Below are 14809 nucleotides of genomic sequence, written 5' to 3'. Positions count from 1 at the left end.
ATAATCAATCTTTTACACTCACTCCCCTTCTTATACTCTTTTTATTTTTCAAAAACCGACAAATCCCATTTATCTCTCCACTCTATATTAAAAGTATCTCCTTCTACTTCAATCGGCAGCCAAACGAACAAACCGTCAAAAGGATGTTCCGGTTTCCAGAGGTCAAACATGGCGATAAATGCGTTCTCTTTGCCCTCTACTTTTATTATATAGGATGACTGTCCTCCAAAAGTCTTCTCCTCATTCATACCATTATGCGGATTCACTCCTTTGGTTGGATTTCCTAATTCTTTATAGGGGCCTAAAAGAGAGGTAGCGGTGAACGCCCTGGCAGTATTGGGCTTCCACCCGGTAGAGCCGGAACCCAAGATAAAATAGCGACCATCTTGTACAAAAATAGCAGGAGCTTCCGTGTGTGGAGGTATTTCTTCCATTACCCTATACGCTCCATCGGGATAAGTATATTCTCTATTAAATTTACCAACAACAAATGCTTTATCCGGTTTACGCACGGTGAAATGGTACACTGAACCATCCGTATCCTTGAATAAAGTAAAATCTCCTGATCCTTCTTCTGAATCAGCTGCTAAGAATTTGTGACTATATGTAAATGGGCCACTCGGTGAATCTGCTGTGGCTACGCCTAAATAACCGTATTTGTATCCTTTTCCTTTAGGATAGAGTTTGAAATACATCATATATTTGGAAGTAATTTCATTATAAACAACCTTTGGGCGCTCCAAAATACATCCAAATGCAATCTCACTATCGGGGTTATCGTAATCTACTGAAAGTATTACTCCCTCATCTTTCCAATTGTAGAGATCTGCGGACGAATAGCAATGTACTCCTCCTCCCGCTTTATCATCCTCTGAACGACCCGGGATCTTATGCTCTCCATACCAATAATAAATACCATTTTCATACAACACACCTCCTCCATGCGCGTTGATACGATTTTTGCTGGCATCTTTCCATTCGATACCCGGTATAATCACATTTTCAGTTTCTTTGTTTTGCGCCTGACATGACACACACAATAATAGCATCACAAAAATCCCATAAATTATTTTTAGTCGTTTCATATTTGAATTATTTATTATTAATCTCCTGAAAAATTGTTCCGCTTTCCAGCAATGTCCCATTTTCCCAAATACTATGGTTTTTATTGAGATCAAAGTCGAATAAAAGTGTCATTTCCGTATTACCAATCTTTTCTACAGCTTGTATAAATAGACGGAAATATTGCAATCTTTTTGCTTCTCCTCCGTTATTTTCAAATAGTTCTTTTCTGAATCCCCATTCTGTTATCCAATAAGGCACCGGTTTATCCAACACGTTATTTATTACATCATAATAATAAGTCAGAAGTGAGCCTTCCATATCTTCGAAAAGTTCAGGATAGGCATGAAACCCGATTCCGTCAGCAAACTGAAGATAATTTGTTTTATCAGCCTGATCCGGGTGTTTACCTTGAAGTAAAGTCATGAACATATCGGCTGCAACAATGGTATAACCATTATTAATAGCCCATCTAAAATCATTTTGTTCTCCCCCACTTTTCATACCCTGGGTAATCAATTTTACATTTCTCCCCGTGAAATGAATATCCATTAAGTTCCTGGTAATTTCCAGACATTTACTGTACTTTGTAATTCCCGCATAAGCGTCCTGAAAAGAGGATTTATCAAGCGGTGTATCTAATTTAAAAATCTCACCCTTACCTTCCGGAGTCGGTTGTAAATCGCCATTAAAGTCTGCATGATTTGCCTCATTGAATAATTCCAGGCCAATTATGGCATCTTTCTGTGTATGGAGTGCAAGCTCTTCCAATAACTTATTCATAAAGATACGAAAACGGTTCGGGTCTATATCAGACATACGACTCGGTCCTGACACTTGTTCATAACCTTCCGGATACATCTCTATCCACATGGACTGCATCAGCAGCACTTTAACTCCCTTTTGTGCAAAGGTATTAATGTTATGAATGACCTGGTCTATACTTCCACCTTCTTTTATTCCGTTTATCCTTACTACAGGAATATTGCTCTGAACAATATTATTGGCAATTTCCACAACTTTCCCATAATTCTCTCTCTGCAGATTCATTCGACATACACCATGCGTAGTTTCTTCGATAACTACCTCGTTTTTACCTTCTTCCTGAATAGGGATTGTTTTTGAACAACCTTGCATACTTCCCAGACAGAAGAATAATACAAGCACAAGATAAAAAATTGTTCGTTTCATCCTATTTGTTATTGTTCAGTTAATTTCTTGAAAAATTGTACCGCTTTCCAACAATACTCCATTTTCCCATATACGATGATCTTTATTGAGATCAAAGTCAAATAAAACGGTCATTTCCGTATTACCTATGATTCCTATAGCTTGAATAAAGCTCCGGAAATACTGTAGCCTCCTCATTTCACCTCCATTATCTTCAAATTGCGGTTTTGCAAATCCCCACTCTGTTATCCAATAAGGCATTGGTTCTTCTAATACCGCGTTGATAGGATCAAAATAGTATTCATATAAGATATCTGACATATTATTAGCTAGCGGGGGATAGCAGTGTAGCCCAATAACATCAGCACACCGGAGATAATTTGTTTTATCCTGCTGCTGTGGATGACTACCCTGCAAGATGGTCAAGAACATATCCGGTAATACGAGGGAAACACCCCGGTTGATATGCCATTGAAAGTTAATCCATCCACCACTGCTAACGATACCGTGGGTAACCAGTTTGATATTTTTCTTTGGAAAATGAATGTTCAACAAATCTCTGGTAATTTCCAGACATTTGCCATACTTGTTGATTCCGGCATAGGCATCTTGAAAAGAGGGTCTATCGAGCGGTGTATCTAAATTAAAGATCTCTCCCTTCCCTTCCGGTGTCGGTTGCAGGTCGCCATTATAACCCGCTTGATTTACCTCATTGAATAGTTCCAGACCGATTAGGGCTCCTTCAGGGGTGTGAAGCACAATCTGCTCCAACAGTCTATCCATAAAGATGCGGAAACGGTCTGGAACTATATCAGACATTTTATAAACCAAGAAACTAGGACCGGGTATTTGTTCGTAATCATCTGGAAACATTTCCATCCACATCGGTTGCATCAATACCACTTTGCCCCCTTTTTGGGAAAAGGTATTGATATTATGAATGACCTGATCTATACTTCCTCCCTCTTTTACCCCGTTTATCCTTATCACCGGAATGTTGCTTTGGACAATATTATTAGCAATCGCCACAACTTTCTCGTAACTCTCGTTTTGTAGATTCATCCGGCATACACCATGTATAGCCTCTGTAAGCACTTCTCCTCCATTTCCCTCTGGATCAGGAGTTGAAAACACTGGCTTTTCAGAACACCCCTGAGCACCCATACTGCTAAAGAAGAGCACAAGAATGAAATAATAAATTGTCCACTTCATCATTTTCATTAGTTGTTATTAATGCTACTTATCCCGTACACAGCGAACTGATATCCCTTCTTGTTTGAGAAGAGTATGATCTCTAAATATAGTGTGTCGGTTATTGTTTTGCAATAGTCTCCTAAAACCTCGAAGATCAGTCCCCGGAGCGTTTGTAGAGGTCCAAAACATAACTCTGCTTTGGGCTCCCCAAAAAGAACTATAACTTCCATTATTTGTCCGGACACCTGCAGGTAATGCTTTAAAACCCACATCATCTGTCCCAGGAATATCCCAACCTGCCGTACTACGTAGCTTCAGACTAAATCGGTCACCATCGGAGCCTCTCCATGCTGTGCCATCTGACACTGCTTCTGACATTCCAACTATATATTCTAAATTTTTAAAATCTTCGTCTGTCGCAACACGCCAACCTTCCGGTGCAAGTCCTCTTGCATCTTCAACTGCAAAACCATTATAAAGCAAGCCATATTTTGCAATCATTTCTGCTTCCGAACCCACCATTCCATTAGTTTCGGTATAAGGATAAATAGCATAAGCGCCTAAACGCTCATTATTTGTAGCTGCCCATTCTGCATTAGAAAGACCTGTAGCGATTAGATCACCATTACGATAACGAGTCACCTTGAGGTTTTCAGTCATCCATTCTAGGTCACCGATCACAACTGTTGTGTACACATTGCCTTCAATGTCTTTTAGAGTTCCTGCCTGAATAAAATTCAAGTCTGTCCCATTATAGACAGCAGGAAAGTAAAAAGCTTTTCCAACAGCAGTAACAGATCCACGTGCTGATTTACTATTAGTACTCACGGCCAATTCGGTATCCGAAGCATTTAAGACTTTCAGGTTTATTTCCGGCCAATTCTGATCTGCAACGGGTACAAACCATCCCCAAAATTCCTGCTCCCCTCCGGATGCAAGATTGGTCGCTTCCGACAATTCAAATGTCAATTCATTCCCTGAAGCAGTCCCGGAAATAGTGCCCATAGCCAAATCGAGTACCGCGGTATTGCCATAGACTCCTATAGGTGTCCCTGCAGAAAGTTGAACCTTCTTTATATTATCCCAGGAATATTTACTCCCATTTTTCAATTGAATACAAAACAGAGAGCCCTCATGTTTCAAGTCTAACAAAAGATTAGCCGCTGTCGTTTCTATACCGGTTTCGGCAAAAGCAAGCATTACCGCTTTACTTGTTTTCAAATCATCCAAACTTCCCGAGATGTAGGATTCAGCGGGGGATAATTTCGCTTTAGTCGGATCATTTTTGTCAAGACCTCCTCCGCCATATATTCCATACAAATTAAACGTTTCAATACCTTGCGGAATCTCCACTGAAAAATCTGCTGTTTTCCCATCTTCTGAAATATTAGTGGCCTTTATAGTTTGTATTTCAGTCATTTCCCCGTGCTGTAAACAGACTTCAAGTTCATCACCGACTTCCCATATAAGTTTGATATCCAAATCCTCACGCTCCAAACCGATCCTTGTTTGAGGACCTTCGCCTGGCATCTTCGCAGTAAAAGAGACAACAGTATATTTATCGCCTGTTCCCTGTTCGTCTACTTTCTGTTCATCAACCAAAGATTCGTTAGAACAACCGGGTGTGATAAGCAGGATTGCACAAAGCATACTTAAATATAATTTTTCCATGCTCTATATTTTTTATAGTTCCTATTTTCAATTCATATAAAATCAATCAAGATTACCAATATTCTCCCGGCATATCACGTGGAGAGTTATTATCGCTTGCAGCTTGTAATATGTTCTGTTCAACTGCAATCTCAGTTACTTCAATCATGGGAGTTTCATAAAACCCTGCCATCTCTTGTCCTGTTTTTTGCTTTTCCATATTTATAATATTTTAATTAATATAAAAATCCTCCATAACACCTACATCTATTATTATTGAGGTTGTTTATCCCGAACACAGCGCACACTGGCCCCCACCCGTGTTGTGACCAACTGTCTTAGAATGGGGTGAACCCGGATGGATCTTCTATATATAAAATTAGAACTTCCTCCTGAAGTACTTGTCCAAAGATTGTTCCCTTCCCAATGATTAAATCTTATAAACTCTCCATCGCCTGCTCCTTGCCTATATCCTGAAGATAAACCGTTAAAACCAAATTCATCCTTTCCGGCAGGATCTCCAATAATCCATTCCGTACTACGTAACTTATATGCAATTGAGGCATCCATCCCTCTATCATTCCCTGTCTTGTCAAGTTCACTTTCCGGTAATCCCGCAAAATATTCCAAGTTTTTATAGTCCTCATCAGTAGCGACACGCCACCCTATCGGCGCCAGTCCTTCCGAAGACATTACCGCATAACCATTATACAAGAGACCATGTTTATTAACCATTTCTTCTGCTGAACTTATTTCTCCATTCGTACTCGTATATGGATATACTGCGTACGCCCCAGTAGTTGTTGTTATCCATTCAGTATTAGACAGGTCTGTTGGTATAGGAGCTCCATTACGGTAGCGGGTTACTTTAAGATTTTCTGCCATCCATTCCAAATCACCGATTACAACGGTCTTATAGACATTCCCATCAATATCTGTGAGCGGACCATTCTCATTGGCATACCATTCTGACATCTCCATGGTAATATTACCGCGCACACTTATATTTTCCGGTAAATCTCGACCTTTTTCTACATCATTGACGGATATTCCTCCATAAAACATCGCTATATCACCATAACTCAAATTACCGTCGTCATTTATATCCACATAAGCCAGTGCATATAAAAAGGGGAAATCTTGTACGTTTTCAAAAGTGGAAGTCAAGCCGTTGATTATATCATCTTCCGAAAGTATATGCTCCCAAAATATATCAGGATCACGATCCAACAAAGCTTCCTCTTGGCTTTCGGCATAATATAAACCAAAAGTTAACCTTGATCCCGGTAACGGGGGAGAAGGAAATGTGAAATCAACCTCTAAAGGTGGGCGTATTGAGGAATATACCTGATCCATTGTTAACGTAAGGAATTTCCTGAAACTCACATTTTCTGCTGCTGCAATTCCTTTTATCACTTCACGAACGGATTGGGCCAAGTAACAAATGGCTATATCACCATCACTCAGCACTCCGTTTGCATCAACATCTACATAAGCAATAACATACGCAAAATCTAAAGGTATAGGATCATCAAAAGTCAATGTCAAACCATGTTCTATATCCCGCGCATTAAGAGTATGTTTAAGTATCTTATCCGGATTCCTGTCATAGAATGGTTCATTTTCCTCTTCTGTATAATAGAGATTAGCTATCAATTCCATTCCCGGATCGGGTTTATCAACAAAAGTAAAATGAAGATCCAATCCAGAAGATTCATCTACTTCTAATTTTATATCCCTTAAATCTTCTCGACAGGCGGTAATGATAGATATCAGACCCAGCATAAACCATAATAACAAAGCATGCTTTTTCATCTTGTTTTCCTATTTAGAAAATCTACTATTTACCTTTTCTCCTTAACTCTTCTAAGTTTTTAGCCTGTTGCGGTGTTAATATCTCTGACAGCCTATTATTTCTCTCTTTTTCATTATTCCAAAGAGCATTTTTCTGTACATCACCTGTAGTTTTTTCTTTGATCGACTTCTCTCGTTCCGTAGCAGTAGCCAGTTCTTCATAAACTCTATCAGTTTGCTCATCTGTGAGACCTAACTCCTTTTTCAAATATTGTGAACGTTGCTTCGCCCATTGATTTGAAAGTGGATTTGTGGGGACATTCATTTGTTGGACAGTCTTTTGTATCCCCATCTTCTCTTGCTCTCGTAATTCTTTTAATTTCTTGTTCTGTGAAGGAGTAAGAATAGAAGATATCCTGTCATTTTGTTTTTTATCGACCTGCCAAAGTGTTTTCTTCAGTGCATTACCCGTAGTATTTTCCTTAATATCCTGCCTTTCTTGAGCTCCAATAGTAAGCGCTTCATAGATTTGGTCAGCTTGTTCTTCTGTAAGTTCCAATTGCTTTTTCAGGTATTGTGCCCGTTGTTTTTCCCAACTACTTTCCTGTGCCTGTAACATAAAAGAAAATCCACTAATAAGTATTGTCATCATTATCAGTCTCTTCTTCTTTATTCCAATTATTTTCATAATATTCCGTATTTTATTAATTAATTTATTAACCTGTAATTTTTCGTATTCTTTCATCTAATCTTTTTAATATCAAATAAACAACCACCAGATACAAATCAAGTACGTTTCTTCATAGTTATAATATTTACAAGTAGCAACATCAAAAAAAATCAATAACCGGGATTTTGCTCCTTGTTTAAATTGGGATTAAGTCCTGTTTCTCGCAAAGGAATTGGGAACCATATTTTATAAGGTTTCCAATTCAAGTGCAAATCACGAACTCTTTGATTGGGGTCTCCAGCATTAGGGCTTAACGACATAATAACATCGTTCAACCTATTAAAGCGAAACAAATCTATCCTCCTTTTACTTTCATAACATAACTCCCTGCTCCGTTCTTCAAGTAGCTCATCCACGAAATCATCCCTGTTATATTCAGCATCCAGTTCTTCAACTGTGTGCCCATCTTTCACGCTACGCTCCCGTACTTTAGTCAAATATCCCCTTGCCGATACTTCATCTCCCATGAAATAAAGTGACTCCGCATACTGTAGCAATATATCAGCAAACCGCAAGAGCGGTACAGAAATAGCAGAACCATTAGTCCGAATTGTTTTCTCTTGTGGATCCATGTGTCGATATTTGCCTGTACCATTATTCCAAAATGTAGGGCCGGTACTTGCCATGGGAATATAATAATTCACACCTCCAATATTTTCAAGAGTAGAGTTGGCATTATAAGGGCCGGTAATATTATGTGCATAGCGTATATCCAGCTCCCGATTGTAAGAAGAAGCAAATTCCACCGTTGGCCGGTGAGCTGTCCAAGAACCACCATGCTGTGAAACATTCCCCCCCGGTGCAAATAACATAGTAATATCCGGGAAATTATCTCCCCCCGTCGTGAGTGCATATTCCGCCGTAAATAGGCACTCTTCCTGTTGATGAGATTTCGTGGTTTCCCTGAACAGGTAATCATAACGTTCAATCAATTGATAAGGAGCATTTTCTACTACATCCTCCAACCTTTCTTTGGCATTCTCGCTCATCTGATCGGCATCCACCCATTGAAAACTATTTAATGGGAAATTAAACTCTTCACCGGCTTGATAACGCTTACAAGCAGCCAGATAATTATAAATTACCCCCAGATAACCCTTGGCTGTCCACATATTGGCTCTTCCGATAGACAGATCCGTTGAAGAAAGATTTTCCTCTGCAAATAAAAGATCCGGAATGATCAATTCTGTATAGATTACTTCCAAACTTTCACGGGGAGCCTGAGGATCAGGAGAGGAAGTTGTATTCATCGGAACCCCTCCAAACAACGATGCTAGGTGATAGTAAAAAAATGCACGCAAAAAGTGGGTTTCGGCCACTATCTGTGTCATAGCCTCCTGCTCCTGCAGACTAGGCGTTTCAAACACTGAGGCCTTATCCAATAATACGTTACACCGCATTATTGCGGCATAATAAGCCATCCAAAAACTCCCTATAGGAATATTGGATATTCCATATGAGGCTATACCAAACTGATTACGGTCTACCGCTGTGACATTTGAATTTAAAATCAATTCATCAGTTCCCACACTCAACATATATTGTAATCCATACATATATGTTCCATCCGATACTGTTCTCCCGGGCAGATTTTGCATATTGATTGCATCATAACAACCGATCAGAGCCATTTCAAACTCCTTTATCGTCCTGTAATGATTTTCCGGTGATGAAGTCGAATAAGGTGTCTTATCCAGGAAACCAATATCATCACAGGATATAAATAGCCCTAACATCAGCAACACAACATATAAATAGCTTTTTGTTTTCATTCTCTATATCGTCTTAAAATTAAAAGGTCATATCAATGCCGAATAAATAGGTACGTGCTCTTGGATATGCTAAACGATCATATCCCGGTAAAAGATTATTGCTAGACCGTACATCAGGATCCAAGCCGCTGTAATTCGTCCATACATACAGGTTGTCGATGGAAGCATACACTCTCAAGCTGTTTGTTCTCAAAGCCTTCAATACTTTTGGCCTGAAATTGTACGAAAGTGAAAGTGTTCGGAAACGCAGGTAAGAGCCATCCTCTACGTAATAGGTAGAAATGTATTGGTCTGTATTGTTACTCGTAATCGACGCATAACGATTCGACGGCTTTTCCGGTGTCCACCGATTCTCCCAGTAAGCCCTCGTAAGGTTATATTCATTTGCACCCTGTCCCGCTTCCACACGTGTAGGAAATGCATTGAATATATCGTTACCATATACACCTTCAAAAAACATATGAAGCGTAAAGTCACGATAAGTAAACTCGTTGGCTAAACCTCCGGCAAACTTGGGATTACTATTACTGATAATCCGACGGTCATCCGCATTAATCTCGTTATTCCCATCCAGATCCTTGTACTTGAATACCCCCGGTATTGTAGCTGCACCAGTTAAAGTTGGAATTCCTTCTTTCAACACATAATTACGATCATCGTGCGGAATACGTGGATCACTGTCATTCTGCCAGGAGAAATCCTTGATCTGGTAAATTCCATCCCAGACATAACCAAAAGCTGTTCCCAAAGGTTGTCCTTCTTTCACTATACCAACATCTCTTAAGTAACCATCTCCAAATATTACAGGAATATCGGCCGTACCACCAAGGCTAAGTACTTTATTTCTGTTGAAGTAGATATTAAAGGTTGAATTCCATTGGAAATTCCGGGTATCCATATTGATGGTATTCAGTGTAAATTCTAATCCCTTATTCTCCATATCCCCTATATTTTGCCATTGTCTTATAAAACCGGTTTGACCTGCAATCTCAGAATTCAACAACATTCCGGTTGTTTTCTTATAATAAGCTTCAGCATTAAGGGAGATACGGCTATCCAAGACAGCCACATCAATCCCTAAGTTATACTGTTTCGTAGTTTCCCATTTTAAAAATGGATTATCCGACGTTGTAGGTGCTACACCATACACGGGATTTCCGTTACTCGCATAGTAAACCGGTGACAGTTGTGCTAGACTCTGGTAAGGAGTGATACGGTCGTTACCCGTTACCCCATAACTCAGCCGGAGACGAAGATCTGAAAAAAGATCCTGATTCTTCATGAATGATTCATTGAATGCCCGCCAAGCAAAAGCCACGGATGGGAAATAACCGAAACGGTTTCCTCGCCCAAGATTAGATGAGCCATCTGCACGCAGGGTACCGGTAAAGACATACCTGTTCCGGAGAGTATAATTTAACCGACCGAAAAAGGACATACGATTTGTTTCCGTTATATTGGTCACGGTTGGATGGGTAATAAGCGCCTTGGTCATATCATACGGTCCTGTCGACTGGTCTTCGAAATTTTCGGCCCTCGAGAAAAAAGTTTCCCACTTGTAGGTATTCGTCTCAAACCCTGCAACCCCGTTAATGTGGTGGCCTTTGGCTAGTGTTTTATTATAATTCAATGTGCTGGTTTGAAAAAATGAATTAGTCTGAGTATGCCTTAAAGAAGCCCGGCCATTAGGTACACGCCCCCAAGTTGTATTACTACCGTAGAACTCAGTCAGTTTAGAAGAGGTCGTTGTTCCCCCACCTTGTACTCTTAATCTCAATTCTTTCATTATATTATACTCAAAAAAGGCATTCCCTACAATACGGTTAAAATCGGTTTCACGATGAGATTCCATAATTTGGGACATTAAGCTGACCGGCTCATCTTCGGAAGACTCATCATAGATCAATACCGGACGATAAGTATAAATTTCCTGTATCAATCCATCCCACGAACCAGCACCTCCTCCACTGGAAGCCACTCCTTTATTCAGAGTTTTTCCCCAGAGCATATTGGCTCCAACTTTCACCTTATCAGACACCTGATGATCTAACCTTACCCGTCCCGAGTAAGAGGTAAAATCATTGTTCTTTACCAATGCATCAATTTTTTCATAGCCCAATGAAGCGGTGTAGGTGGTATTGTCACGCCCTCCCTGCATCGAGAGGTTTACTTTGGAAACTGCTCCCTGTCGGAAAAGTTCATCCTGCCAGTTATGACTCGGCAAATGCGAGACATTCTTGGGAGAATCGAGGATACCATCTCCATCAGTATCCATAGCCCAGGCACGGCTGTAAGGCGCCTTCTCATAACGGTAATTGGCGTACTCCTGCCCATCAATCATATCAATGCGTTTCGTGATCTCCGTGATTCCATACGATAAGTTCGCCGTGATATTGGTCTTGCCTGCCTTGCCCGATTTCGTGGTAACCAGGATAACACCATTGGCCCCTCTTGCCCCGTAAATGGCCGCGGCCGATGCGTCTTTAAGTATATCAACGGACTGGATATCGGCAGGATTCAAAAAAGCCAGTGGATTTCCGGAGGTTGAATTACCAATATTGGATGTAGCCACCTCACTTTCATTGACATCCATAGGAACACCGTCAATCACATAAAGCGGCTGACTACCGGCATTGATAGAGTTGGCCCCCCTGATCTCTATATTGATTCCCGATCCCGGTTCTCCCGAAGAGGAATTCACCCTTACACCCGCAATTTTTCCCTGTAATGCATCGGCAAGGGTGGAAGAGCTGGTCTTCATTAAATCTTCCGATCGCACACTCGAGATGGCCCCGGTTAAATCACCCCTTCGCATGGTACCGTAACCCACCACCACCAATTCATTCAGCGACTTAGCATCTTCTTGAAGAAGAACGTCATAAGAGCTTTTATCATCAATTATGATCTCCTGCGTCAGGTAACCGATATATGAAATCTGAATTGTAGCTTTTGGAGCTACCGACAACTTGAAACTTCCATCTATATTGGTAACTGTACCGTTGGTAGTCCCTTTTTCAATTACATTGGCACCAATGATTGTTTCCCCGTTTTTATCCGTCACTTGTCCTATAATTGTTTTTTTCTGTGGCTGGGCAACCTTCTTTTCCTTTTCCGCTTTTTTCATGATATACACTTGCCGTCCATCAATCTTATAGCTGTTTTGCGTATTGGCAAAAAGCTGGTCAAGTATTTTCTCAATCGGTTCATTATCCGCTTGTACAGTGACTTTCCGTTTAAGGTCCACATCGCTGTTATTATAAAAGAATACCACGTTCCCGATGTTCTCAATCACACGAAGAACCTCTTTAACTGTCTTGTCGGTCTGACGAATAGATATTGCCTGTGCATTGGAATTCCAGAGGAAAGACAATTGTAGAAAGCATATCATTACAATGACTGAAACTCTTTTTTGTCTAAACCCCAATTTGACTTGCTTCATGATTTATTAAATAAATTAAAAATGATAAAACTCTATTCTGCACTCGTTTCCTTTTATACCAAAACTGAACGATGCTATTTGCGATAAATTATTAAGTATCTGATAAATATCTTCTTTCAGCTCCAATTTACCCGAACAGACAACTCCTGACGATTGCTGTGGTAATATCATGGTTACATTATAATAACGGGCCAATTGCTGAAGAATATCTTCAATAGGTTCATCCCTGAATACATATATACCGTCACGCCACGAAGTGTATACCTCCACATCTACTGTTTCAACACTACTTCCTTGGCCGGTGTATGTAAATGACTGGTTAGGTTTCAATCGTGTATTTGTGCCGTTCAATGTAACATCCACCACTCCACTCACTAAAACAACCCGTTTCAAGGCATCTTCCTCATAAGCCGACAAATTAAAGGAGGTACCAAGTACTTGAATCTCCAACTGATCAGTTTTGACTAAGAAAGGTCGTTTTTCATCCCGGCATACATCGGCATAAATTTCTCCATTTACATAAATCTCTCTTTTCTGATCGGAAAAGGTAGTCGGATAGATAACCGTTGTACCGGCATTGACCCACAATGCGGTTCCATCAGAAAGCGTTAAGGAAGCCCGCTTCCCATAAGGAACCGTTAACTGATTGTAAGATAGTTTTTCTGTCGGCAAAGTAGTTTTGGGATTTACAGTCTCATTGTTCACGGTAAACAATCCCGTACTATCATATCTTATCTCTGCCTCCTTCCCTTCAATCTCTATCTGCCCCTCTCCTGTGACGATACGTATTTCCTGATGATCCGGCTGCTGCTGAATTGATCGAAACTGAGTATAGTCGATATCCGGACTATAATGCATATCATTTTTCTCAAGAAGAATGAATAGAGATATGACAATGACGATTATGCTACTGGCGGCAATAGATGCATATTTGTACCAACGCATCCGTTTACGCTTGTTTTTCATTGATTTTCTTGTTGTATCTATCCTTTCCCACAAACGATCTTTACGTACCTGAGGCACTTCATGCTGACCTTTCCTTATTGTGTCTAACAACATATTGGCAGCTATGAACTCATTGATATCGATCTTTTTCCTGTCAATAAGTTCAGACCAGAAAAACTCACTCTCCCTAGTCGGGGAAATCATGGACTCAATGAAGAAATCATCATCCAAAAAATCAATATCTTTATAGTGGGTATAATCTATTCGCATTTTCTATCTGTAAATTCATCTTATTTCAGTTAATTTTCCTTTTCTCTTAATCCCGATTTAAGTGAGACGATACATCTTTATTCCGGATCTTAGATACTGACCTGTATATAAGCGTCTTGACCGATTGATAATTAATCTGCATAATCTCTGCTATTTCATCATAGGAAAGACCCTCAAAGAAACGTAAATGCATAGCCTCCCGCTGATTTCGGGTTAAGCCTGATAACAAGCGATTGACTAATCTTTGCTTATCACTCTCTTCTTCATTCTCAATCCATATTTCCTGACTGTTCTTTTCAGCAAACAGATCTGGGGCTTCATTCAAAATTTCCACATAACGTTTGTTTCCTTGCAGCAAAAATAAAAGCCTGTGGCGAAACGCTGTTTTGAGATATTGTTTTAAATTAGAAATATCGACCAATCTTTGCTTATTTGTGTAGATATCAATAAACACATCATGGATGGCATCTTCTATTATGCCGATGTCGGAATGAAGCGACAGACCATACGCATACAGATTATCCGCATACATTCTATACATGAATGCCAGCAGATCTTCATTTGCGTCAAACGTTATATCCTGATCAAATAGGTTTACACGTCCTTTCTTTTTCTTCATTCTCTTCAGTTCAGTCTCCATGATGTTGGCCTTGAATAGGAAGATATAGGTTGTTTAGAAATATATTCCCATCTTGAAATTACCATTTCATATATAATAAGGGAAAAATAATAAAAAAAAGTATTCAATTTAATTGTTAAAAAACAAGGGAAGACAAAAAAGGT

Annotated in this window: 11 protein-coding genes; all 11 read right to left on the bottom strand. The window is 39.8% G+C overall.

Translation table 11 applies throughout. The annotated features are described in order from the left end of the window. Positions 1–41 precede the first annotated feature (41 nt). Positions 42–1085 (bottom strand): family 43 glycosylhydrolase, encoded by a 1044-nt coding sequence (locus tag B4G81_RS03430; RefSeq protein ID WP_294080134.1) that lies wholly within the window; start codon positions 1083–1085, stop codon positions 42–44. Between the two features lie 7 nt (positions 1086–1092). Then, positions 1093–2253: a hypothetical protein gene (locus tag B4G81_RS03425; protein ID WP_294080132.1), complete on the bottom strand. Its 1161-nt coding sequence runs from the start codon at positions 2251–2253 to the stop codon at positions 1093–1095. Positions 2254–2268: 15 nt separating this feature from the next. Next, positions 2269–3447, bottom strand: a complete 1179-nt coding sequence (locus tag B4G81_RS03420; protein WP_294080130.1) for a hypothetical protein — start codon at positions 3445–3447, stop codon at positions 2269–2271. Between the two features lie 21 nt (positions 3448–3468). Further along, the gene (locus B4G81_RS03415) at positions 3469–5097 is read right to left on the bottom strand and encodes a fibrobacter succinogenes major paralogous domain-containing protein (RefSeq protein ID WP_294080128.1); all 1629 of its coding nucleotides are present in this window, start codon (positions 5095–5097) and stop codon (positions 3469–3471) included. Between the two features lie 52 nt (positions 5098–5149). Beyond that, positions 5150–5296: a hypothetical protein gene (locus B4G81_RS03410; RefSeq protein WP_294080126.1), complete on the bottom strand. Its 147-nt coding sequence runs from the start codon at positions 5294–5296 to the stop codon at positions 5150–5152. A 53-nt stretch (positions 5297–5349) separates the two neighbouring features. Further along, positions 5350–6891: a fibrobacter succinogenes major paralogous domain-containing protein gene (locus B4G81_RS03405; protein ID WP_294080124.1), complete on the bottom strand. Its 1542-nt coding sequence runs from the start codon at positions 6889–6891 to the stop codon at positions 5350–5352. Positions 6892–6916: 25 nt separating this feature from the next. Then, positions 6917–7615: a hypothetical protein gene (locus B4G81_RS03400; protein WP_294080122.1), complete on the bottom strand. Its 699-nt coding sequence runs from the start codon at positions 7613–7615 to the stop codon at positions 6917–6919. A gap of 95 nt (positions 7616–7710) precedes the next feature. After that, positions 7711–9372: a RagB/SusD family nutrient uptake outer membrane protein gene (locus B4G81_RS03395; RefSeq protein WP_294080120.1), complete on the bottom strand. Its 1662-nt coding sequence runs from the start codon at positions 9370–9372 to the stop codon at positions 7711–7713. Positions 9373–9391: 19 nt separating this feature from the next. Continuing rightward, positions 9392–12811: a TonB-dependent receptor gene (locus B4G81_RS03390; RefSeq protein ID WP_294080118.1), complete on the bottom strand. Its 3420-nt coding sequence runs from the start codon at positions 12809–12811 to the stop codon at positions 9392–9394. 15 nt (positions 12812–12826) lie between these two features. Further along, a complete protein-coding gene (locus B4G81_RS03385) occupies positions 12827–14026 on the bottom strand; it encodes a FecR family protein (RefSeq protein ID WP_294080116.1) in 1200 nt (399 codons plus the stop codon). Positions 14027–14072: 46 nt separating this feature from the next. After that, the gene (locus tag B4G81_RS03380) at positions 14073–14645 is read right to left on the bottom strand and encodes an RNA polymerase sigma factor (protein WP_294080114.1); all 573 of its coding nucleotides are present in this window, start codon (positions 14643–14645) and stop codon (positions 14073–14075) included. Between the last annotated feature and the right edge of the window lie 164 nt (positions 14646–14809).

The sequence above is a fragment of the Proteiniphilum sp. UBA5384 genome (assembly GCF_002410825.1).
Lineage (GTDB): Bacteria > Bacteroidota > Bacteroidia > Bacteroidales > Dysgonomonadaceae > Proteiniphilum.
This window is presented reverse-complemented; position numbering and strand designations above follow the sequence as displayed.